The sequence below is a fragment of the Streptomyces sp. HP-A2021 genome, from assembly GCF_022807935.1.
Classification (GTDB): domain Bacteria; phylum Actinomycetota; class Actinomycetes; order Streptomycetales; family Streptomycetaceae; genus Streptomyces; species Streptomyces afghaniensis.
The window spans coordinates 5,622,449-5,644,483 of record NZ_CP094344.1; the positions used below are offsets into that span (position 1 = coordinate 5,622,449).

The window sequence follows — 22,035 nt, forward strand, 5'->3', positions numbered from 1 at the left end:
CGAGGCCGTTTACTTGCCCCCGGCGTCCGCCTGCTGCTGTGCCGTCACGGCACGGTCGGGCGTGGCGCCGGGGTCCTTCTGCGGTGGGAGAGCCGGGCCGCGGCCCAGCCAGAGCAGGAGCAGGCCGAGCGTGCAGGCGATGGCCGGCCAGTAGACGTAGCGGAAGTCCGTCGCGGGCATGATCGGCAGATAGCCGAGGATGTAGGCCGCCGAGCTGATGCCCAGCGCCCGGACCGGCATCGAGAACCGGCCCTTGCCCCGGCGGATGGCCAGCACCAGCGCGACGGCGAGCCAGAACCACCCGCGGAACAGCCACGGCACGTCCGTCACCATGCCTTTGACGTAGGTGCCGAGCATGTCCTCCAGCCGGGGATGCGCCACCTCGAGACCCATGTCGTTGCGGCTGATCCCCGCCTTGTAAGGATCGTCGGTCTCGAACAGCAGAGTCGTGAAGAGCCGCAGCCGGTACTGGAGGTAGTCCGGCACATGCCCGCTCATCTCGCGCAGCCACAGGGACGTGATCTCCCCCGAGTCCCCGCGCAGCCCGTCCGGCGGGCGTTCGTAGCAGGCCCAGTAGGCGTCCGACAGGGCACCGACGCGCTCGCACTCCTGCGCGGAGGCCACGAGCCGGCCCCTGAGACCGGGTGGCACGTCCGCCGTCCGGAGCTCGTCCACCTTCAGTACGTGGACCAGGTCGTCGAGCATGATCTGTGCTTCCTGTTTCGTCCCGAGGGGCCGCGCGAACAGGGAGATGGCGACGCTCGGCACGACCAGGGCGGCCACGAGCGCCGCCGTGCACACCACCCACGTACGGCGTCCGGGAGCGCGCCACAGCGAGAGGACCAGCATGACGAAGACGGGGAGCGCGGCGAAGAAGGCGTTCTTGCGCACCAGCATGGCGTACGCGAGGAACAGCACGCCCAGCGCGAGCAGCCCCCACCGCACGGCGGGACGGGGAGGCCGGTGGTCCCGCAGCCGCAGCCCGGTGAGTGCGACCGCGCACGCGGCGAGCAGTGCGACCGCCGCGTGGACGTCCTTCCACACCACCCCGACGAACGTCAGCACGAAGGGAGCCAGACCGAGGCCGAGTACGGCGAGTGAACCGCCGCGGCTCGCGGTCAGCTCCCAGACGCACCAGGCCAGCACCCAGAGCGCTCCCCAGAAGAGAACGGACTGGAGGACGAGCATGGACGTGATCGAGCCGGTCACCGCGATGAGCGCGCGCCACACCAGGCTCAGCACGGGCGGGTGCCAGTCGGTCAGGGGCGTCTTCCCCTCGGCCTGCCGGAGCTGGTCGAGGCTGTCGGGACTCAGATAGCCGGGGTCGAACACGAGGATCGTGCCCAGGCAGCAGACCGCGGCGATGGCGGCCAGCGCCCAGACCCAGCGCTGCGCACCCGACACCCATGGCATTTGTCCCATATGCCGGATGCTAGCCGGTTGCCCGTTGCCGACGGCTCAGGGTGCGACGAAGACGTAGCGCCGGTAGGCGTAGAAGCGGAACAGGGTCGCGAGCACCCAGCCGAGGACGCGGGCGGTGTTGTCGCTGAGCGCCGAGTCGAGCCCGAGCAGCTCCCGGGACGCGAAGACCGTGCCCGCGGTGATGGCGAGACCGACGCCGTTCGCGACGAGGAACAGGCCCAGTTCGCGGGAGACCTTCTCGCGGTGCTGGTCGCGGTAGGTCCAGTAGCGGTTCCCGGCCCAGCTGAAGAGCGCGGCGGCGCCCGTCGCGACGACGGACGCCTGGACGGGAGAGCTCCCCATCGGCCCGCCCTGAGCGCCGCCGGGCAGGCCGAAGACCAGCAGGTTGTAGCCGCCGTTGTCCACGACGAAGGCGAGAGCCCCGACGAGTCCGAACTTGGCGGCCTCGCGCCAGATGCCCCGTACGGCATCACGGACGGAACGTGTCACAGAGGCGAGAACCGGCACAAAGCGAGAGTAGCCACCCGGCGCGCCCCCACCTCATGGACGCGCTCATATCGCATGATTTACCCCATATGTGAAGTATGAATATTCGACACCGGCTCGGATGACTCGGATGAGGAGTGGGGAGTGGTCGTGGAACCGACGATCGCGTGTGTCGTGCCGTGCCACAACGAGGAGGCGGCCGTCGGCAAGGTGGTCCGCGACCTGCGCGCGGCCCTCCCCGAGGCCGTGGTCTACGTCTACGACAACGCCTCCACCGACCGCACCGTGCAGGTCGCCCGCGCTGCGGGCGCGATCGTCCGGCAGGAGACCCGCAAGGGCAAGGGCAACGTCATCCGCCGCGCCTTCGCCGACGTCGACGCCGACGCCCTGCTCATCATCGACGGCGACGACACCTACGACGCCACCCGCGCCCGGGACATGGTGGACCTGCTCTTCGAAGGGCCGTACGACCAGGTCGTCGGCGCCCGCCGGGTGACGGACGACGGCGCCTACCGGACCGGACACGCGGTCGGCAACAAGCTGCTCACCGGGGCCGTAAGGTCCCTGTTCGGCAACGACGTGACCGACATGCTCAGCGGTTACCGGGTCTTCTCGCGCCGCTTCGTGAAGTCCTTCCCGGCGCTGGCCCGGGAGTTCGAGACCGAGACCGAGATGACGATCCACGCCCTCCACCTCCGGCTCCCCACGGCGGAGGTGGTCGTGGACTACCGGGTCCGGCCCGCCGGCGGCGAGAGCAAACTGCGCACCTACCGGGACGGCTGGCGCATCCTGCGGGTCATCCTCGACCTGGCACGCCGGGAGCGCCCCTCCCTCGTCCACACCGTGATCGCCGGCGTGCTGGCCCTGATCTCGGTCGTCCTCGGCATCCCCGTCATCGCCGAATTCGTCCGCACCGGCACGGTGCCCCGCGTCCCCACGGCGATCCTCGCCGCCGCGATCATGACCATCGCCGCGCTCGTCCTGCTCGTGGGCTACATCCTGGAGTCGCTCACGCACATGCGGCAGGAACAGACCCGCCTCGTGCACCTCGCCTACCCGGCTCCCGTCCGCACCCCGCGCTACACCGCCCACGGAGCCGGCACCGGCCCGGTCCCGGTCCGGAAAACCGTGGACGGCCCCTGAGCCGCCTGGGGAGCAACGGGCTCGCAGTACGATGATCGGAACCCCGGTTGTGCGGGGTCCCGTGACTGAGGAGATGCGTGCCGGTGCCTGCCCGACTTCCTTCGTGGGCCTGGGTGACCGGGCTGACCGTGGGAGCGATAGCCGCGGTGACGGTCCTGGCCGTGCAGGCGGACCAGGGCCCGCACCCCACCGCCACCTCGGCCAAGCCGAGCACCTCGGCGTCGGCGGGCGCGCAGCCCACCCCCACCGCGTCCGCCCCGGCCCGGGTGCCCGACGGCTCCGGCACCGGCCGGCGCATCGTCTACTCCCTCGGCGAGAAGCGGGTGTGGCTGGTCGACGCGAGCGAGGCGACCCGCCGTACGTTCACCGTGTGGCCCGGCACGGTCAGCCCCGACCCCGGCAGCTACACGGTGTCGTCCCGCAACGAGGCCACGACCGGCTCGGACGGCGTCCGGATCGAGCACATCATGTACTTCGCCGCGAAGTCCGGCGTCTCCGTCGCCTTCTCCAACGCGGTCGACGGCGCCTCGCCGCCGCCCGCCGACTCCGGAGCCAAGACGGGCGGGGTCAGGATGCGGAAGGCGGACGGCACGGCACTGTGGGCGTTCGGCACGGTCGGTACGACGGTGACCGTGGTCAGGTAGTCGAGTCCGGCTGCTTGGACGGCAGGTGGTTGACGATCAGCACCAGCCCGCTGAACAGGAACACGCGGGTGGCGGCGTCCAGCCCGTTCCAGCTCTTCGACTGCCACATCGAGAACCACTCACCGCCGATCGCGATGAACCCGGCCCCGAACAGCAGCAGCACCATCAGCAGCCCGTAGGTGGACATCCGCCGCGCCTGCTGCTGGTCACGTCTGGCCCACAGCCAGGTCCCGTATATGAGGACGAGCGCGGCGACGGTCTCCCAGACGATGATCAGGACGTAGGCGGCGTCCTGAAGTCCCGTACTGGTGACGGCCCGCCACATCAGGTCCTCGTCCTTGAACGTGGTGTCCATGGCGAGAACATGGCGGACGAACTGCTGGTTGGTGCCGAAGTCGGTGATGTTCCCGAACGCGACCAGCGCCATGTAGAGCGCGACGGATGCGGTGAGGAGCGCGGCGGCGAGAGGCAGCGCGCCGCGGCGTGAGGTGGAGGAGGTGGCCATGCCGATCATTCTTCCCGAGCGGCGGTGGCCGACGCGACAGAATGTCGGCGGAAGCCGGACGGGCGAGGCGAGGGGACGTACGGATGGCACAGGCCAGGCCTTCGATGCAGGACCTGATACGGCAGCGGACCCGGGCCGGTTTCGTCGGCCGGGCCGCCGAACGGGCCCTGTTCCGCGCGAACTTCGACACTCCTCCACAGGACGAACGCCACCGCTTCCGATTCCACGTCCACGGCAACGCGGGCGTCGGAAAGACCTTCCTCCTGCGGGAGTTGGAGCAGATCGCCCGCGAACAGGGCGCGCTGACCGCGCACGTGGACGACAGCGCCGGCAGCGTGCCGGAGGTGATGGCGGAGATCAGCCGCCAGTTCGCCGCGCAGGGCCACCGGCTCAAGGAACTGAACCGCCTGCTCGCCGCCCACGACGAGCGCCGGCACGAGGCGGAACTGGCCGCGCTCGCCGCACTGGACGCGCAGGCGGAGGACGCGGGCCCGTCGGTAGGCGGGCGGGCGGTGGCCCGGGCCGGGGTGGTCGCGATGGGGATGGTCCCGGTCGTGGGCCCCTTCGCGGGCATGCTCGACTCCGAGGAACTCGCGGGCGGAGTGGACCGGTTCCGGGAAAGGGTGCTGGCCCGCTTCCGCGACCACGAGGACGTGCGGCTGGTCCTCGCCCCGGAGCAGGTCCTCACACCGGTGCTCCTGCGCGAACTCTCGGAGGCCGCCGCCTCGGCTCCCTGGATCGCCCTCTTCCTCGACACGTACGAGCGGACGGGCCTGTACCTCGACCACTGGCTGCACGAGACGATGACCACCGACCGCCACGGCGCCATGCCCGCCACGACCGTCGTGGTCACGGCGGGCCAACGCCCCCTGGACACGGCTCTGTGGGGCGGCCTGAGCGATTTCGTGACGGACGTCCCGCTGTCCCCCTTCACCGAGGCGGAGGCGCGCGGCCTGCTGGCCGGAAAGGGCGTGACCGCCGAACCGGTCGTCGAGGAGGTCCTGCGCCTCACCGGCGGCCTCCCCGTCCTGGTCTCCACCCTCGCCGAATCCCGCCCCGCCGACCCTGACGACGTGGGCGACCCGAGCGCCACGGCGGTGGAACGCTTCCTGAAGTGGGAGCGGGACCCGGCACGACGAGCGGCCGCACTGGCCTGCGCGCTGCCGAGATGGCTGGACGCGGACGTGTTCCGGGCGGTCACCGACTGCCCTCAGGAACAACTGGAGCCGCTCTACGCGTGGTTGCGGGGCATGCCGTTCGTCGGCGAGCGCGGCGGGGGACGCCTGCGCTACCACGACGTCGTACGGACACCGATGCTGCGCGCGGAACGCAGCCGGTCGCCCCGCGGGTGGGCCGAGCGGCAGCGGCGCCTGGCGTGGACGTTCGGCGGCTGGCGGGAGGAGACCGAAGCCGCCGGGGACGAGCCGTGGGCCGACGAGACGTGGCGCAGCCTGCGCCTGGCCGAGGTGTACCACCTCCTCTGCGCGGGGGAGCGGGACGCGCTGCCGCAGGCCCTGCGGGACTTCGTCCCCGCCTGTGACGCCGGTGCGGGCGTGGCCGCGCAGTGGGCGCGCCTGCTGGTGGACGCGGGACAGGACGCGGACACGGCGGCGGTGGCCGAGTGGGGCACCGAACTGACGGCAGCCCTCGACACGGAGGGAGTCGTCGCCGCACTCGGCCTGCTCCTGCGCCGCGCGGTGCTCGACGCGCCGACCCAGGCCCGGGCCCGGGTCGTACGGGGTGACGAACTGCGCGGCCGGGCCGCCTACGCGCAGGCCCTAGCCGAGTACGACCGGGCCGTCGCCCTGGATCCGGAGCTGGCCGTCGCCTACCGTCACCGGGCCGGGATCCGCAGGGAACTGGGCGACGACGACGCCGCGCTCGCCGACCTGGACCGGGCCGTCGCGCTGGAGCCGGACAACTCCTGGTACGTCGCCCTGCGCGGCGAACACCACCGGCTCGCCCGGCACGACGCCGAGGCCGTCCGGGACCTGAGCGAGGCGATCCGCCTCGATGCGGCCAACGAGTTCGCCTGGGCCTCCCGGGGAGCCACGCGTGAACGCAGCGGAGACCTGGACGCCGCCCTTGCCGACCTGGGCCGGGCACTGGACCTCAAGCCGGACTACGCCTGGGCGCTCGCCCGCCGCGCCCGGGTCTGGCGCGGTCTGGGTGACCCCCGGCGCCAACTGGCCGACCTCGACCAGGCCCTCGCCCTGAACCCCGACTGGCCCTGGGCCCGCTGCGAACGCGGCGACGCGCTGCGCGCCGCGGGCCGCGACGAGGAGGCGGTCGCCGACTTCGACCGTGCGCTGTCCCTGGACCCCGCCTACATCTCCGCGTACGCGAGCCGGGGCGCATCTCTCGCCAACCTCGGCCGCCACACGGAGGCCCTCGACGACCTGAACCGGGCGGTGGGACTCCGGCCGGGGTACGTCTGGGCGTTGTGCCGCCGGGCCGTCCTGTTCGCGGCGATGGAGCGGCTCACGGAGGCACGGGCCGACGTGGAAAGGATCCGCGAACTGGACTCCGGGGCACTGGAACGCTTTTCGGATACCGACCGTGCGGTACTTGGGTCGGCGCTCGCCGGGTGAACAGCGTGCGAATGAGCTGTGTGCGGATGTAATTCGACCGTGACTTGCCGGGGGGTGGCGGGGTAATATTTGAAACAAGAGGCTTGTGGTCTGGTCGAGTTGTTCTGGGAGGTGTGCGATGACGATGGTGCGGCGACTGATCCCCGATGAACCCTGCCACCAGTCGGCACACTCACTCCCGGACCACAGTCGTCCCCGGTTCCAGCGCGCTTCCGCCTGACCGGTTCCCCTCTTTTCACCCTCAGCACCCCTGCAATCAAAGGAGGCACTGGTGTTTGACGAGCGCAAAGAAGCGGAAATGAGGCTTTACTCGGAGGCCCTGGCCCGGGAACTCGCTCTCAAGAAGGAGCGAGCGGAGGCCGACGAGAACGACAACGCCGCTGAGGAAGCGGCCCCCGCCCAGGACTGAGACTCAGCGCCCCACCGCGAACTCCAGGAATTCCGACCAAGCGCCGTCGGTGAATTCCAGGCGGGCGGCTTCCTTGTTCTTGGAGTCGCGGATGTGGATGGTGGGGTGGTGGGCGGGGGATATGGCGACCTCGACGCAATCGGCGTCGTCGTTGCCGCTGTGGCTGCTCTTGAACCACTTCGGCGGGGTGGGCGTCATGTCTCTTCTCCCAGCACTTTTTCGATGAAGGCCAGTGACTCGCGTGGCGAGAGGGCCTGCGCCCGGATCATGCCATAGCGCATATCGAGGACCTGTACGTCCTTTGGGTCGCTGATCACGCGGTCGTACAGCTGGCTTTCCGTGTGACCGAGCGCCTTGCCGTCCTGGAGCTTCAGCAGCCGGAACGAGCCCATCGCAGCCGCGTGGTCCTCCCTGTCCATGGGCATCACTTGGATCTCGACGTGCCGCAACTCCGCTACTTCCAACAGATGTTCGAGCTGTCGGCGCAGTACCATCCTGCCCCCGAAAGGCCGCCGCAGTGTCATCTCTTCCTGGACAAAGGTGACCAGCGGCCGGGGTACCCGATCGAAGACGGCCTTCCGTGCCATGCGTGCGGCCACGTGACGTTCGATCTCGTCCTCGGTGTAGGCCGGCCGCCCCCGGCGCCGAGCACCTCGTCGGCCTTGTCCAGGAAGTCCGGCTTGGGGATCCGTCTCGCCCGCTCCACGGACGAAACCATCTCCTCGCCGTACCCGATCGCCGCACCCAGCTCCGTCTGTTTCAGCCCCGCGGCCTCGCGCCACATCTTGATCTGCCGCCCGACCGTCCTGAGTACGGCCGCCGCTTCCTCGTCCTCCACGCCTTCCCCTCCTGACGTACGAGCCGTACGACCCCGCCATGCGTCCGGACAGTCACTCTCCGTACCGGGGTCGTTGCTGTTCAGGGTAGGGAGCTGCGACCACGCTGGGTGACATGAGTCAGAAATCCCTCGCCCGGATCGCCACCCCCGCCCGCCACTTCGCGGTGCAACTGTCCGCTACTCGAAGAGGTGCTCGGCTGGCCCGTCTGCTCACCGAACGCCAACTCGACGAGTGGGGCGAGCCGTACGAGGCCGCCGCACAGGTGGTCGCGGAGCTGGCGTCCAACGCCGTCCTGCACGGACGGGTCCGGGGCAGGGACTTCCGGCTGCGGCTGACGCTACGGGCCGATCACACTGTCCGTATCGAGGTCACCGACGCCCGGGGCGACCGGGTCCCGCGCCTCCCGGCCCCGGTGGAGCAGGACGCGGAAGGAGGACACGGCCTGCGCATCGTCGAGGCGTACGCGAACCGCTGGGGCGTGGCCGAGGCACCGGCCCACGGCAAGACGGTGTGGGCCGAACTGCCCATGACGTACGGGGACTTGCGCGATGCCTCCCGTCTAAGGTGATCCGATGGATGTTGGGGCGGTCTTGATAGCCGTGGCCGGTGTGGCGGGCACGCTCGGGGGTGCGTTGCTCACCCAGCAGGGTGCCGAGAGGGCCAAGCGGCGCGAGCTGGAGATGACCCAGGCCATCCAGGAGGCCCGCGAGAATCGGGAGCTGCGGCGACGCTGCTATTCGGAACTGCACCGCGACGCACGACAGTTCTGCACGGCGCTGAGCCGCCATCTGTACGTCCTGCGCGACCGTGCGCTCGGCGACGAGGACATACAGGCGCTGGAAGTCGCCAAGGACGCCCACCGGGATCGCTGGTCCGAGGCGCTGATGATCGCGCCTGACACGGTGATCGCCCCGGCCGGCGAGGTGAACGGCGCTCTGACCTTGGTCTACGGACAGGTCAAACGCCTGGAGCAGGGGAACCCACGGCCCGGCGAAAGCATGCGGTCGGCCGCCGAGGCACAGCATGGCGTCTGGACACTGATAGCCGCCATGAGGGAAGCCATGCGCCGTGATCTGGGCGTGGCGGGGGACCCCGGAGTGCGGCTGCGCTCTTCCCAGGACGCCGACGCCCTGCTGCGGGACTTTGCGGATCCGAGCGAGGACGCCGGCGCGTGAAACGTCCCGCACGAGGGACTGCGGACCCTGTGCGGGACGGACGTGGTCGAGGCGGGCGTCGGGGCTTCAGCGCCCCCCGCCGTCGAGGGCGGCGATCTCGCGGGTGGCATCGGCGATGGCCCGGAAGTCCTTCCTGAGGATCGCGCCGTGGTTGCTGGCGACCTTCGCGGCGATCCGGATGTTCGGGTTCTGGGCGGTCACCGCGTCGAGGCCGGTGCGGATCCGTTCCTGCTCGTCACCCCGGCTGCCGAAGGACGTCTCCGAAGCGACCACGTACCGCACCGGGACGGTGATGCCGTCAAGGACAGGGCCCAGCTCGCGCTCCCGGGACAGTCTGCCGAGCTCGATGTTGCTCTCGGCCTGCTGCGCGGCGGTCATCCGCGGGGTCAGGCCCGTCGGGCGCAGCAGCGGCATGAACCAGCCCAGCCGCCGGAACAGTTTCCGGATCCGCTGCTCCATGGCCTCGTCCAGCCAGTCGTACGGGAACGCGCCGTCGACCAGGACCGCCCCCACGGCACGCTCCGGGTTCCGGTCGGCCCAGTGCGCCGCGACGACCGCCCCGTAGGACCAGCCGATCACCAGCGCCCGGTCCACACCCCTGGCCGCGAGAACGGCGTCGACGTCCCGGACGGCGGCCTCGAAGGAGTAGTCCGCCGAACGCTTCGACTTGCCCCGGGCCCGCTCGTCGTAGGTGATGTGCCGCCACCCCGTCCCCAGTTCGGCGATGACCCGCCGCCAGTACCCCTGGGTGGCGAACTGGCCGTTGAGGTAGACCACCGGGATCCCGGGACCGCCGGTGTCGGTGACGGCCAGGGCCGTGTCGTCGACCGGCACCATGCCGGTCCATGTCGAACCGGACGCGGACGTGCTGTTCTTCGTCATGTGTTCCCCCTGGTGGTGGGCTCGGCCGGACAGTTCTGGCGCTGCTCGTTCAGAGGCTGCGGGCGGTGATGTCGCCGTGGGAGGTGGTGGCCCGGATGTCGAGTCCGGTGGTGCCGTCGTTCTTGAGGGAGTTGCTGACACGGCCGTAGCCGGTGTCCGCGTCCAGGGCGGCCGAGACGCCGTCGGCGGCGGCGACCGAGATGTCACCGGACTGGGTGCGGAGCACGACCGTGCCGCCCAGGGCCTCGGCGATCCGGATGTCGCCCCTCGCGGTGCTGATCTCCGCGGGGCCGCCCAGCCGGCCGACCTCGACGTCGCCGTCGATCGCGGTGAGCCGGACGCCCGCGGCCTCGTCGATCTTGATCCGGTGGTACGCGCCCTCGAAGACGATGTCGCCGAGCCGCCCGACGCCACGCAGCTCGGCGCTGTCGGCCCTGGCCTCGACGCGGGAGCCGGCGGGCAGCCGGACGGTGACCTCCACGGCTCCGGAAGGGCCGAGGAGCCGGCCGGCGGAGGCCGAGGCCCTGATCCGCAGGACACCGTCGGCGTAGGAGACGGCGGTCTGCTCGGCGGCCTTGGTGTCGCGGCTCTTGGAAGCGTCGGCGGGCAGCACCTCGACGGTGGTGTCGGCGCGGTCCGCGGCGATGAACTGGACACGTCCGGCGGGGATGTCAAGGACGGCGGTGACCGGGGCGGGAGTGTCGAACTTCTGCATCGTGCTCTCCTCTGACTCGTTGTTTCGAACGATGGAAAAGCTACGTTGCGTTCGATGATTCGGCAACGACTTCGTTGCGCGTGAGTGCGTTAAGTGCAGGTCAGAGCCACAAAATCGTTGCAACGGCTCGGAAATCAAAGCAACGACCCGAGAGTGGTCGTTGCAATGGATGGAAAGTGAACGCACCGCGGGCGGCCCGTCGCCCCCGTTCGATTACAGTGCTGAGCTGTCGTACGTGTGGACGGTCCCTGGGAGGTCAAGGTGGGTGCGACTGCCGGTGCCGTCTGGGGGCGTACGGAGCAGCAGGACTTTCGCAGCCGGGTGCGCGGCACGTTGCTCGGGCTGGCCGTCGGGGACGCGCTGGGCGCTCCCGTGGACGGTCTGGGGATCGACGGGATCAGGGAGGCGTACGGGGCGGAGGGGCTGGTCGATCTGGCCCCCGCCTACGGCAGACGCGGTGCCGTCACCCATCTCACCCAGCTCACCCTGTTCTCCGTGGACGGGCTGATCCGGGCCCAGGTGCGGCGGGACACCGGCGCCTGGCACCCGCCCACCGACCTGCACCGGGCCTACCTGCGCTGGGCCGCCACCCAGCGGGACTGGGGGCCCGACCTGCGGCGCAAGGACGACGGGTGGCTCGCGCGGGAGGAGTGGCTGTACGCGCGCAGGGACCCGAGCAAGGCGCTGCTCCTCGGGCTCGCCGACACGACCATGGGGACGCCCGAGGCGCCCAAGAACCCCGGCGAGCTCGGGCCCGAGGCCGCCGCCCGGTCCGCCCCGTTCGGGCTGCTCGTGGGCTGGGAGCCGCAGCTCGTCGCCCAGCTCGCGGTGGAGTGCGCGGCGCAGACCCACGGTCATCCCACGGCGTATGTCGCGGCGGGTGCGTACGCCGTGATCGTGCATGCCCTCGCCCTCGGGGAGAGTCTCGACGCCGCCGTGCAGTGGGGCTTCGCGCTGCTGGCCGCCCGGCCCGGGCACCAGCCCGTGTCGGACGCGCTCCAGCGCGCGCTCGGTGCCGTACGGCAGGGGCTGCCCGGGCCCGAGCGCGTGGCGGAGCTGTGCGGGGCCGGTACGGCGGAGAGCCTCGTCGGTGCCGCCGTGTACTGCGCCCTCGTCGCCGCCGACGTCCGGCACGGACTGACCCTCGCCGTCAATCACGACGGCCCCTCCGCCGCCACCGCCGCACTGACGGGCGGGCTGCTGGGCGCCCTGCACGGCGAGACGGCCCTCCCCCCGGCCTGGCTGGCGGAGCTGGAGGGCCGCCCCACGATCCTGGAGCTGGCCGACGACTTCGCCATGGAGATGACCCAGGGCCCGGCCCTGCACAGCCCGGCGGGCGCGTCCCCCGGATGGCTGGCGCGCTATCCCCGGGCGTGAACCCGCGCTACCCCCGGGCATGAGCCGAAAGGCGGCTCGTGAACCGGAAGGCGACCGCCCCGCAGGACGGCCGCCCCTCCCGGTGTACGTACGCCGCCGCTACTCCTTGCGTGCCGCCCCCACCACGCCGTCCGCCGCCCCGGCCGGTGTCGGGATCGCGGCCGACGCCGCCCCGTCCCCGTCCGTGTTGATCTTCTCGATGAGTGCCAGCCGCTCCGGGGTGTCCTCCGGCTTGATGTAGCCGACGAGGATGTAGAGGACCAGCGACACCGCCAGCGGGATCGACACCTGGTACTGCAGCGGCACGCCGCCCTCGACGTTCCAGTGGATCGGGTAGTTCACCAGCCAGAAGGAGAGCAGGCCCATCGACCAGCTGACCAGGGCCGCCGTCGGGCCGGAGCGGCGGAACGCCCGCAGCAGGCCCAGCATCATCGGGATCGCCATCGGGCCCATCAGGCCGGCCACCCACTTGATGACGACCGTGATGATGTCCTTGAACGCCGGGGAGTTGACCTGCGTCGCCGCCGCCATGGACAGACCGAGGAAGACGACCGTCGCGACCCGGGCGACCCGCAGCCCCTGGCTCTGGTTCCAGGCCCGGGCCCGTGCCCAGATCACCGGCGCGCAGTCCCGGGTGAACACGGCCGCGATGGCGTTGGCGTCCGAGGAGCACATGGCCATCGTGTGCGAGAAGAAGCCGACGATGACCAGGCCCAGCAGACCGTGGGGGAGGAGCTGTTCGGTCATCAGGGCGTAGGAGTCGGAGCCGTCCGCCTTCTGCGACTCGACCAGCAGCGGGGACATCCACATGGGGAAGAACAGCACCAGCGGCCAGACCAGCCAGAGGATCGCCGACAGCCGGGCCGACCGCTCGGCCTCCTTGGCGTTCGGGGTGGCCATGTAGCGCTGGGCCTGGTTGAGCATGCCGCCGTTGTACTCGAAGAGCTTGATGAACAGGAACGCCAGCAGGAAGACCGTGCCGTACGGGCCGACCAGCGGTTTCTCGTGGCCCTGGAGCTCGGGCGAGTCCCACACGCCGAAGAAGCCGCCGTGGTCGTCGAGGCGTACGAACACCGCCACGAACATCGCGATGCCGGCCAGCAACTGGATGACGAACTGGCCGAGTTCGGTCAGCGCGTCCGCCCACAGGCCGCCGATGGTGCAGTAGACCGCCGTGATGCCGCCGGTGATGAGGATGCCCTGGTTGAGGGAGATCCCTGTGAAGACGGACAACAGCGTCGCGATCGCCGCCCACTTCGCGCCCACGTCCACGATCTTCAGCAGCATGCCGGACCAGGCCAGCGCCTGCTGGGTCTTCAGGTCGTAACGGTTCTTCAGGTACTCCAGCGGGGAGGCCACATGGAGCCGCGAGCGGAGCCGGTTGATGCGCGGCGCGAACAGCTTCGAGCCGATGGCGATGCCGAGGGCGATCGGGAAGGACCAGGTGACGAAGGACGTGACGCCGTAGGTGTAGGCGATGCCCGCGTACCCGGTGAACATCACCGCGCTGTAGCCCGACATGTGGTGCGAGATGCCGGAGAGCCACCACGGCATCTTGCCGCCGGCGGTGAAGAAGTCGCTGACGTTGTCCACACGTTTGTGCGACCAGACGCCGATCGCGACCATCACGGCGAAGTAGCCGATGAGCACGGCCCAGTCGAGACCGTTCATGAGTCCCCTTCCACGGGTGCGCCGCCAGGGTCAGGCATGTGAACTCTGGTTTCGGTGACGTGCGCACGGCAAGGAAGAGGAAGGTCAAGAGACCGTAAAAAAGTTCGGTGAGGTGACTTGTGTTTATGTACGTGAACTGCGCCGCATGGCTGGAAATCGCCCTCAGCGCATCAGCTCACCCGCGTTCACCAGCAGCGACTGGCCCGTGATCGCCCGCGCCCGGTCCGACGCCAGGAACACCGTCGCGTCCGCCACGTCCGCATCCGTCGCCAGCTCCGGCAGCGCCATACGATCCGTCAGCCTGCCCAGCACCTCCGCTTCCGACACGCCCTCCGAGCCGGCGGCGAACCGTACGTACGCCTCCACCGGCGGCCCCCACATCCAGCCCGGCAGCACGGTGTTGACCCGGATCCGGTACGGCCCCAGCTCCCGCGCCAGCGAGTACATCGCGCTCGTCAGCGCACCCTTCGACGCCGCGTACGCCGCCTGCCGCACCTGCGACGGAGCCGCCACGGCCGACTGCGTCCCGATGAACACGACGGACCCGCCGCCTTGTTTGAGCGACGGCAGGCAGGCCCGGGTCATCCGCAGCGTGCCCAGCAGATTCACGTCCAGGACGGAGCGCCAGGCTTCGAAGTCCGCGTCCTCCAGACCGCCGAAGTGGCCGTCCAGCGCGGCCACGTGCACCACCGCGTCGATCCGCCCGAACCGCTCCCGAGCCAGCCCCGCCAGCGCCTCGCACTGCTCCTCGTCGGCGATGTCGGTCGCCCGGTACGCCGTGCGCGACCCGTCCGGATCGAGCTCGGCCGCCGTCTTCGCCAGATTCGCCTCCCTACGGGCCCCGAGCACGGCCCGTCCGCCGTCCCGTACGACGGTCGCCGCGACCTGCCGCCCCAGCCCGGCCCCGACCCCCGACACGACGACCGTCTTCCCCGCGAGCAGTGACATCGAAGCCTCCCCGGAACCCTGGCGCATTATCTGACGGGGCGTCAGAGTATGAGCCAGCCGCCAAGAGAGGGGAAGGGCATGAGCGACGACACCCGCAGCGAGCTGTACGCCGAACTGGCCGCCGTCGGCCCCTACGGCACCCACCCCGGCCACGCCCTGATCACCATGGTCGAGCCGCACCCGGGCCACGAGTACGCCTACAACCGCTGGTACGAGGACGACCACTACTACGCCGGCGCGATGGCCATGCCCTGGATGTACGCCGGCCGCCGCTGGGTCGCCACCCGGGACCTGCAACTCCTGCGCTACCCCGAGAAGTCGGCGATCGCCCAGCCCGTCACCACGGGCTGCTACCTGTCCACGTACTGGATCACCGACGGCCGCTACGACGACCACATGCGCTGGACGGTCGCCATCAACAAGCGCCTGGGCCGCGACGGCCGCGTCTACCACGACCGCACCCACGTCCTCACGGCGTTCCAGGACCACGAGGCGACGGTCTACCGGGACGGTGCGGCGGGCCCGCGCGACGTCCACGCCCTCGATCACCCCTACGCCGGCCTGGTCCTCCAGGTCGTCGAGGCCGGCACCCCCGAGCAGCGCCCGCAGCTCCTGGAGTGGCTGCGCTCCCGCCACCTGCCCAAGCGGCTCGCGGGCTCGCCGGCGGCGCTGGTGACCGTCTTCCGTCCGACCCCGCTCCCCGGCGACCGCATGACCTACGTCAAGCAGGTCGAGGGCGTCGACACCCGGCTGACCCTGCTGTGGTTCCTCCAGACGGACCCGCGCGAGTGCTGGGAGGCCTTCTTCACCGGCCTGGACACGGCCGTCGGCGAATCCGGCCTCGGGCGGGTCGAGCTGGTCGCGCCCTTCGTCCCGACGGTGCCGGGAACGGACCGGTACGTCGACCGGCTGCGCTGACAGCCCGCGTCGCTCAGCGCAGCTCCTCCGGGCACGGCGTACCCCGGGGCAGCTGGTAGGGCGCCGCCAGGTGGTAGGTGCCCGGCTTCGGCGCGACCAGCACCGTCCACCGGTCGCCGTCCTCGTCCTCCTCCGTCTCCGCCAGGCAGCCGTTGACGTTGACGTACGTCCTCGGCTCGCCCTCGGGACGCTTCTCGGACTCCTCCGTCTCCTGCGGCGGCTTCAGGCTCTTGCCCTCGGCGTCGACGATGCTCAGCCACGGCGAGTACGGGATACGGACCAGGATCCGGCCCGCCTTCCTCACCTGGAGGATCATCTCGCCCTGCTCGGCCCGGTCGACGACCGCGTTCGGCCCGGCCATCGGGGTCGGATCGGTCACCTTGAACAGCTGCCAGTTGGCGTCGCCCCACACCTGGGTCAGATACGGCAGCCCGCGCTGCACCAGCGCCCGCTCCCGCTGCCCCCCGTCGCCGTCCGGTTCGTCCTTCGGCAGCACCACGTAGTGCACCGCCCAGCGCTTCAGCCACTCGTGGTAGTTCGCCGAGTTGAGCGTGTCGTCGTAGAAGAGGGGGTTGCGCTCCATGTCGGCCTGGCGGTTCCAGCCGCGCGCCAGGTTGACGTACGGGGCGAGGGCCGAGGCCTCGCGGTGGGAGCGGGCGGGAACGACCTCCACGCGGCCCTTCTCGGCGCCGACCTCCTGCAACTCGTTCACCAGCGGCGCCAGCTCACGGGACCAGGACGCCGCCGGGGCCGTGTGCACGATGTCGTCGACCGTCTTGAAGCCGATCCACCCGGCGAAGCCGACGAGCGCGACGACGGCCGCGTACCACCTGCGGCTCCGCGGCACCGTGAACGGCAGCGCGGCGACCAGCGCCACCCCGGCGAACAGCATCGCCAGCCGCGTGATGTTCGACCCGATCTGGGAGCTGACCAGCCACACCAGCACGACACCCAGCCCGTACACCGCGGCCGTCAGCCGGACCGTCTTCCAGTCCTCCGGCACCAGGACGAAGACGAGGACCGAGAACGCGAGCGGCAGCAGCACCGAGCCGATCATCATCGGCTGCGTCCCCGAGAACGGGAACAGCCACGCCGACACCGCCACCACCGCACTCGGCGCCAGCCCCAGCGCCCACGCGCCCGGCCGCCGCTTCTGGAGGAACAACGCCACCGCGACCAGACCCACGAACAGACCCGCGACCGGCGACGCCATGGTGGCCAGCGCGGCCAGCGGCGCCGCGGACAGGGCCTTCGCCCAGCGCTTGTAACGCCACCGGTACGGCCAGCAGAACACGACCGCGACCGCGCCGAGCGCGAACATCATGCCAAGACCGAACGTCACCCGCCCGGACACCGCGTTGCAGAACAGCCCGAACACGCCCGCCAGCGACGCCCACAGGGGGTTGCGGACGGACCGGCTGCGCAGGAGGAGCAGCGTCAGCAGCCCGGCCGAGACCGTCCCCGCGATCATCATCGTCGTCCGCACGCCGAGCACCGACATCAGGTACGGCGACACCACGCTGTACGACACCGGGTGCATCCCGCCGTACCAGGCGAGGTTGTACGCCGAGTCCGGGTGCCGGCCGACGAACTCGGCCCAGGCGTCCTGCGCGGCCAGATCGCCGCCGCTGTTCGCGAACGTGAAGAACCAGAGGACGTGGAGCGCTCCGGCGAGGCCCGTGACGGACAGGACCGGGTGGCGCAGCATGCGCTCACGCAGCGTCAGTACGAGGGTCCGCAGCCGGTCCTCACGGCCGCCCTGGCTGCTGCCTTCCCCGGTTGCGGGCAGGCGTATTCGCGGGCCGGCGGATACCGGGCCCGGATCGGCGTCGTCGGCGCGTGTCGGCTCCGCAGTGGCCACTCGAAGGCACTCCCCGTTGTCCCGTCTTCTGTTCTCGTCTTCTCTTCCCGGCCGTGCCCCGTTGGTCAGCGGTTCACGGCCGTCGCCGCCGTGGGCGGCGGCCTGCCCGGTTCGCGACGCTAGCACGCACCCCGCCGGGCGGCGCCCGGACGGGCCGTCACCGGCGGGGTGCGGTCGTGTGCGGTCCTGCGGTCGGCGGGCCGCCTCAGCCGAGGCGGGTGAGCTTGTCCGCGAAGCCCGGCTCCACGAGGTCCTTCTGGAGGGCGACCGGGACCTTGACCGCGTTGGTGCTGCCGTCACCGACGGTGAGCGTGCCCACCTTCGTGCCGGCCTTCGCCGTGTGCGGCAGCTCGTCCGCGGCGAACGTCAGCTTGACGGACAGGCCCGCCCAGCCGACCGCCGTGACGTCCTCGGTGACGGCGACCGGCGTACGGCCGCCGAGACCGTCGTCCGCGTACCCGACGACCGTGCCCTTCTTCAGGATCGTCGCCGACTCCAGCGCGCCCTGCGCGGCCTTGATCAGCTTGTCGCCCTCGTGCAGCGCGGCACCCAGGATGGTGTTGTCCGGGCCGCCGGCGGGCTGGCGCACGACGGCGCCGACGATCCGGCGGGTCTCACCGTTGACCTCCTTCCTCGCCGAGAAGACGAGGTTGCCGAGCGCCGAGGTGGTGGTGCCGGTCTTGATGCCGGTGACGTCGTTGTAGCCGACCAGGCGGTTCCAGTTGTCGTGCTTGGTGCCCTTGTAGTCGACGTACGACATCATCGTCGCGACCTCGCGGAAAGCGGGCTGCTCCATGGCCGCCTTGGCGAGCTTCACCTGGTCCACGGCCGTGGACACGGTGGTGTTGTTCAGGCCCGACGGGTCGGTGTACGTCGTGTTCTTCATGCCGAGGTCCTTGGCGGCGTCGTTCATCTTCTGCACGAACGCCTTCTCGGAACCCGCGTCCCAGCGGGCGAGCAGCCGCGCCACGTTGTTCGCGGAAGCGATCAGGATGCTCTCCAGGGCCTCCCGCTCACTGATCTTGTCGCCCTTGGTGACGTCGACGGTGGACTCCTGGCCGGCGTCGGACTGGTCCTCGGCGGCCTGGTCGATCTCGATCTTCGGCCCGTCCTCACCGCTCTTGAGCGGGTGCTCGCGCAGGATCAGATAGGCGGTCATGACCTTGGCGACGCTCGCGATCGGCACGGGCTTCTGCTCGCCGGACGACCCGAACGTGCCGATGCCCTGCACGTCCAGCGCGGCCTGGCCCTTGGCCGGCCAGGGGATGTCGACCTTGCCGCCCTCGAAGGTGTAGCTGTCCTCGGCGGTGAGTTCGAGGGTGGGCGCCGGCAGGGGGCGCACGCTCTGCACGACGCCGAGGACGACCACCAGCAGCAGCACCAGCGGCGTCCAGATCTTCACCCGCCGCACGGCCGTCCGCAGCGGAGTGTCCGGCGGCGGCGGGGTGTTCGTCAGCTCGGCCAGCAGATCCAGCGGCGGCCGCGGCGGCAGGGGCTGCTGGGTGGTCCGCTCGGGTCCGACGGTGGGCACGGGGGCGGTGGCGTCGGCGGGGGCGGGAGCAGGCGGAGTGGCCTGTCCGGCCTGTGCGCCGGCCGCCGGCTTCCGCGTCGACGGATCGTCCAGCGGCTTGAGCGCGACGAACTTACTGGTCCGCTCGGCGTCCTTCTCGGGCGCGTCCTTGGCGTCCTTGGCGGCCCCGCCGAGCTTCAGCATGGTGGTGGGCTGATCGACCGGGGGCCGTACGGCTTTGAAGACGGCGGTGGGCTGGTCGACGGGGGGCTTGGCGTCGCCCTTGTCGGTGTCGGTGTCGGTGTCGTCCGACTCGGGGGCCTTGTCAGGGCTGTCCGGGGTGCCGTCGGTGTCGTCGGCGGGGGTGCTGTCCGCCGAGGCGGCCCCGGAATCGCCCGTGCCACCGGTGGCGGAACGGTCCGCCTCCGGTTCGTCGGCCTCTTCCTCGGCGGCGTCGTCCGCACTTTCGGTCTCCGGCCGGTCCTGGACGTCGGTGGCGGCCTCGGCAGCCTCTCGGTCGTCCCGGGCGTCAGCGTCGGCCTCAGCGGGCTTCTCGGCCTTCTGCGCGTCCGTAACGGCCTCAGCGGCCTCTGCGGGCTCTTCCGCCCTCTCAGCCGCCTCCTGGCCGTCCTCAGAGCCCTTGGCGGCGCCCTTGGCCGCCGCGGGCTCCTCGTTCTGGTCGGCCGACGCGACCCACGCGGCCACGGCATCCCGCAGCCGCCCGTCACTGGCGGTGTCACCCCCGCGCTCCCCGGAGCCGGAAGACCCAGTGGAGCCGGATGCCTCGCCGGAGTCGGAGGACTCGCCGGGCTCGGACGACTCGGCGGAAGCCGAATCCCCTGCCGCCGGCGAAGACCCGCCGGAGCCCTTCACGGGCTCGTCCGCAGACTCCCGGGACGCGTCGACCGCCGAGCCCTCGGCACCGGCGCCACTCTCGCCCTGCCCGGCGCCGGCCGCCGCGCTCTCGTCGCCGGCGTCGCTCGCACCCTGCTCGGCGTCGGCCGTGCCCGCGTCATCGGCGTCGCCGGCGTCTTGCTCGGCGTCAGCCGTCGAGTCGGCCTGGCCCGTGCCCGCGCCGCTCGCACCCTGCTCGGCGTCGGCCGCGCCTGCGGCACCGGCGTCCTGCTCGGCGTCAGCCGACGAGTCTGCCTCGTCCGAGTCGCGCCCGGCGCCCGCCGACGTCCCCTCGGCGCCCGTCGAGTCTGCCTCGTCCGAGTCGCGCCCGGCGTCCGCCGACGTCTCCTCGGCGCCCGCGTCGCCCGCGTCCCGCTCGGCGTCGGCCGTGCCCGCGTCATCGGCGTCGCCGGCGTCTTGCTCGGCGTCAGCCGTCGAGTCGGCCTGGCCCGTGCCCGCGCCGCTCGCACCCTGCTCGGCGTCGGCCGTGCCCGCGGCGCCGGCGTCCTGCTCGGCGTCAGCCGACGAGTCTGCCTCGTCCGAGTCGCGCCCGGCGTCCGCCGATGTCTCCTCGGCGCCCGCGTCGCTCTCGTCCCGCCCTGCGTCCGCCGCCGAGTCCGTCTTCTCGCCCTCGTCCCGCTCGGCGTCAGCCGGCTCGGTCGGCTGTTCCGCCGTCCGGGTGGAGAGCACGCGGGTCGCCGTGTCGGCGCCGCCGCGCTTCGCGGACCTCTCCGTGTCCCGGGCCACCGCGAGGCGCGGGTCGCGCTTGGGTGGGGCCTCGCTCCTGGCCTCGGGAACCGGACTCGCGCTCCCCGACGTCGGTTCTGCCGACGACTCGCGCTGCTTCGACCTGTCGGGGGACTCGCCCGCCACCGATGCCTCCTCCTCGCGCCGCACTCCCCGCGTGCGCGTACCGAACCGTGAACCGCCGCCCGTGACACCGCTCCCCGGCGCTGTCCGAACCATGTACCAGTGTCCTGTGCGCGGACTGAACCCATCCGGTAGACGAGAACGACATACCTACTGGTTCCACTACGAACCGGTCACGCACCCTCGACAGACCAATGTGAGAGGGGTCACCCTGTCATTCATCCACGCGGGGAGGCATGGATGGGCAGGAGCCGCAGAACACTTCCGGAGGAGCTTCTGCTGCTGGCATTGGACCCGACCACGGGTACCACTGCGCAGCCGCAGTCGCTCGACCTCGGTCTGGCCGGAGCACAGCTAGTGGAGCTGGCACTGGCCGGACGGATAGCCCCAGACGGGGATCGTATCGCCGTGGTTGTACCACGGCCGACTGGAGATCCAACGTTGGACTGCGCGTTGGAGTTGCTGCGTAGGCGCGGCGCTCCCGTGCGGGCAGTGAACTGGATTGGCGGGCCGCGTCTCGGGCTCCGCCAGACCTACCTCTCGCATCTCGAGCGGTGCGGCATGGTGCATGCCGTGGCCGGTCAGATGTGCGGGGTGCTGCCGACGACTCGCTACCAGGCGACGGACAACGAGATCAGCCGGGAGATCAGGGCCCGGCTGGACTCGGCGATCCGCACCGGCGTACCGCCGGACCCGCGGACCGCCGCGCTCGCCGCACTGGCACACGCGGTCGGCCTCGGCAAGCACCTGTATCCGGGTAACGAGGGACGTTCGTCCCGCTCCCGGCTGCGGGACCTGATCAGGCACGACCCCATGGGCGGTCTCGTCGCGCACGCCGTGATGGACGTCCAGAACGGCGTGGCGGCGCAGCCGCGCCGCAGCCCGGCCCCGTCCGGCCGTCAGGCCGCCGGCGGAGCCAGGCCCGCAGCGGAACCCGCCCGTGGCGTTCCGATGCAGCCGCGCCACGGAAGCATGGCGCGTGCCGTGGCGCACTGAGCCGCGGACCCGCACAGCACCACGCACCACCCCAGAACCCGGTCACGGGAGCCGCTGTCCGAGCGGGGCGGGGAGAGCACACACTCTCCCCGCCCCGCTCGGCGTGCCCTGCCCGAACTGGCGTGTACCCGTCGCATATCCACCGTTTCCCAGCGGTAGCAGGCACCTTGGTGGCAGTC

Annotated in this window: 18 protein-coding genes and 1 pseudogene; 8 read left to right on the forward strand and 11 right to left on the reverse strand. The window is 71.2% G+C overall.

From position 1 onward, the window contains the following. Positions 1–9 precede the first annotated feature (9 nt). Both MQE23_RS25505 and MQE23_RS25510 read right to left on the reverse strand, forming a co-directional pair. Positions 10–1,422, reverse strand: a complete 1,413-nt coding sequence (locus tag MQE23_RS25505) for a hypothetical protein (protein WP_037671521.1) — start codon at positions 1,420–1,422, stop codon at positions 10–12. A gap of 36 nt (positions 1,423–1,458) precedes the next feature. Then, positions 1,459–1,911: a GtrA family protein gene (locus MQE23_RS25510; RefSeq protein WP_020275134.1), complete on the reverse strand. Its 453-nt coding sequence runs from the start codon at positions 1,909–1,911 to the stop codon at positions 1,459–1,461. A gap of 141 nt (positions 1,912–2,052) precedes the next feature. Between MQE23_RS25510 and MQE23_RS25515 the strand changes: the two genes are divergently transcribed. After that, a complete protein-coding gene (locus MQE23_RS25515) occupies positions 2,053–3,051 on the forward strand; it encodes a glycosyltransferase family 2 protein (protein WP_020275135.1) in 999 nt (332 codons plus the stop codon). 83 nt (positions 3,052–3,134) lie between these two features. Further along, positions 3,135–3,695 carry a hypothetical protein gene (locus MQE23_RS25520; protein ID WP_082320008.1) on the forward strand — a complete coding sequence of 187 codons (561 nt, stop codon included), beginning with the start codon at positions 3,135–3,137 and terminating at the stop codon, positions 3,693–3,695. Here MQE23_RS25520 and MQE23_RS25525 read toward each other — a convergent pair. Beyond that, on the reverse strand, positions 3,688–4,200 hold the full coding sequence (locus MQE23_RS25525; protein ID WP_037671534.1) for a DUF2165 domain-containing protein: 513 nt from the start codon (positions 4,198–4,200) through the stop codon (positions 3,688–3,690). The genes MQE23_RS25520 and MQE23_RS25525 overlap by 8 nt on opposite strands. 83 nt (positions 4,201–4,283) lie before the next feature. Between MQE23_RS25525 and MQE23_RS25530 the strand changes: the two genes are divergently transcribed. Continuing rightward, the gene (locus MQE23_RS25530; protein ID WP_243380400.1) at positions 4,284–6,791 is read left to right on the forward strand and encodes a tetratricopeptide repeat protein; all 2,508 of its coding nucleotides are present in this window, start codon (positions 4,284–4,286) and stop codon (positions 6,789–6,791) included. Positions 6,792–7,203: 412 nt separating this feature from the next. Here MQE23_RS25530 and MQE23_RS25535 read toward each other — a convergent pair whose 3' ends face one another. After that, positions 7,204–7,398 (reverse strand): DUF397 domain-containing protein, encoded by a 195-nt coding sequence (locus MQE23_RS25535; RefSeq protein ID WP_020270307.1) that lies wholly within the window; start codon positions 7,396–7,398, stop codon positions 7,204–7,206. Then, positions 7,395–8,038: pseudogene (locus MQE23_RS25540) on the reverse strand (helix-turn-helix transcriptional regulator). The gene MQE23_RS25535 and the pseudogene MQE23_RS25540 overlap by 4 nt, the downstream one beginning before the upstream one ends. Positions 8,039–8,151: 113 nt before the next feature. Here MQE23_RS25540 and MQE23_RS25545 point away from each other — a divergent pair. Together MQE23_RS25545 and MQE23_RS25550 are read left to right on the forward strand one after the other, a co-directional pair. Next, positions 8,152–8,607 carry an ATP-binding protein gene (locus tag MQE23_RS25545; RefSeq protein WP_020270305.1) on the forward strand — a complete coding sequence of 152 codons (456 nt, stop codon included), beginning with the start codon at positions 8,152–8,154 and terminating at the stop codon, positions 8,605–8,607. A gap of 4 nt (positions 8,608–8,611) precedes the next feature. Continuing rightward, the gene (locus MQE23_RS25550) at positions 8,612–9,214 is read left to right on the forward strand and encodes a hypothetical protein (RefSeq protein ID WP_037667293.1); all 603 of its coding nucleotides are present in this window, start codon (positions 8,612–8,614) and stop codon (positions 9,212–9,214) included. Positions 9,215–9,280: 66 nt separating this feature from the next. Here MQE23_RS25550 and MQE23_RS25555 read toward each other — a convergent pair whose 3' ends face one another. Both MQE23_RS25555 and MQE23_RS25560 read right to left on the reverse strand, forming a co-directional pair. After that, a complete protein-coding gene (locus tag MQE23_RS25555; RefSeq protein ID WP_020270303.1) occupies positions 9,281–10,096 on the reverse strand; it encodes an alpha/beta hydrolase in 816 nt (271 codons plus the stop codon). Between the two features lie 49 nt (positions 10,097–10,145). Continuing rightward, a complete protein-coding gene (locus MQE23_RS25560) occupies positions 10,146–10,811 on the reverse strand; it encodes a DUF4097 family beta strand repeat-containing protein (protein WP_020270302.1) in 666 nt (221 codons plus the stop codon). A gap of 261 nt (positions 10,812–11,072) precedes the next feature. On the opposite strand from MQE23_RS25560, the gene MQE23_RS25565 reads away from it, so the two are divergent. Continuing rightward, positions 11,073–12,188, forward strand: a complete 1,116-nt coding sequence (locus MQE23_RS25565; protein ID WP_243380401.1) for an ADP-ribosylglycohydrolase family protein — start codon at positions 11,073–11,075, stop codon at positions 12,186–12,188. Positions 12,189–12,287: 99 nt separating this feature from the next. Here the strand turns inward: MQE23_RS25565 and MQE23_RS25570 are convergent, their stop codons facing one another. Both MQE23_RS25570 and MQE23_RS25575 read right to left on the reverse strand, forming a co-directional pair. Next, positions 12,288–13,859: a sodium:solute symporter family protein gene (locus tag MQE23_RS25570; RefSeq protein ID WP_243380402.1), complete on the reverse strand. Its 1,572-nt coding sequence runs from the start codon at positions 13,857–13,859 to the stop codon at positions 12,288–12,290. Between the two features lie 162 nt (positions 13,860–14,021). After that, a complete protein-coding gene (locus tag MQE23_RS25575; RefSeq protein ID WP_243380403.1) occupies positions 14,022–14,807 on the reverse strand; it encodes an SDR family oxidoreductase in 786 nt (261 codons plus the stop codon). A gap of 78 nt (positions 14,808–14,885) precedes the next feature. On the opposite strand from MQE23_RS25575, the gene MQE23_RS25580 reads away from it, so the two are divergent. Continuing rightward, positions 14,886–15,725 carry a hypothetical protein gene (locus MQE23_RS25580; protein ID WP_020270298.1) on the forward strand — a complete coding sequence of 280 codons (840 nt, stop codon included), beginning with the start codon at positions 14,886–14,888 and terminating at the stop codon, positions 15,723–15,725. A 13-nt stretch (positions 15,726–15,738) separates the two neighbouring features. Here MQE23_RS25580 and MQE23_RS25585 read toward each other — a convergent pair whose 3' ends face one another. Continuing rightward, positions 15,739–17,586 carry an MFS transporter gene (locus MQE23_RS25585; protein ID WP_037667289.1) on the reverse strand — a complete coding sequence of 616 codons (1,848 nt, stop codon included), beginning with the start codon at positions 17,584–17,586 and terminating at the stop codon, positions 15,739–15,741. A gap of 205 nt (positions 17,587–17,791) precedes the next feature. Continuing rightward, positions 17,792–20,863, reverse strand: coding sequence for a D-alanyl-D-alanine carboxypeptidase (locus tag MQE23_RS25590; protein WP_243382751.1), 3,072 nt, complete (start codon positions 20,861–20,863; stop codon positions 17,792–17,794). A gap of 237 nt (positions 20,864–21,100) precedes the next feature. Here MQE23_RS25590 and MQE23_RS25595 point away from each other — a divergent pair, with 237 nt between their 5' ends. Then, entirely contained in the window at positions 21,101–21,856 is a 756-nt protein-coding gene (locus MQE23_RS25595; RefSeq protein WP_037673637.1) for a GPP34 family phosphoprotein, read from the forward strand. Positions 21,857–22,035 lie beyond the last annotated feature (179 nt).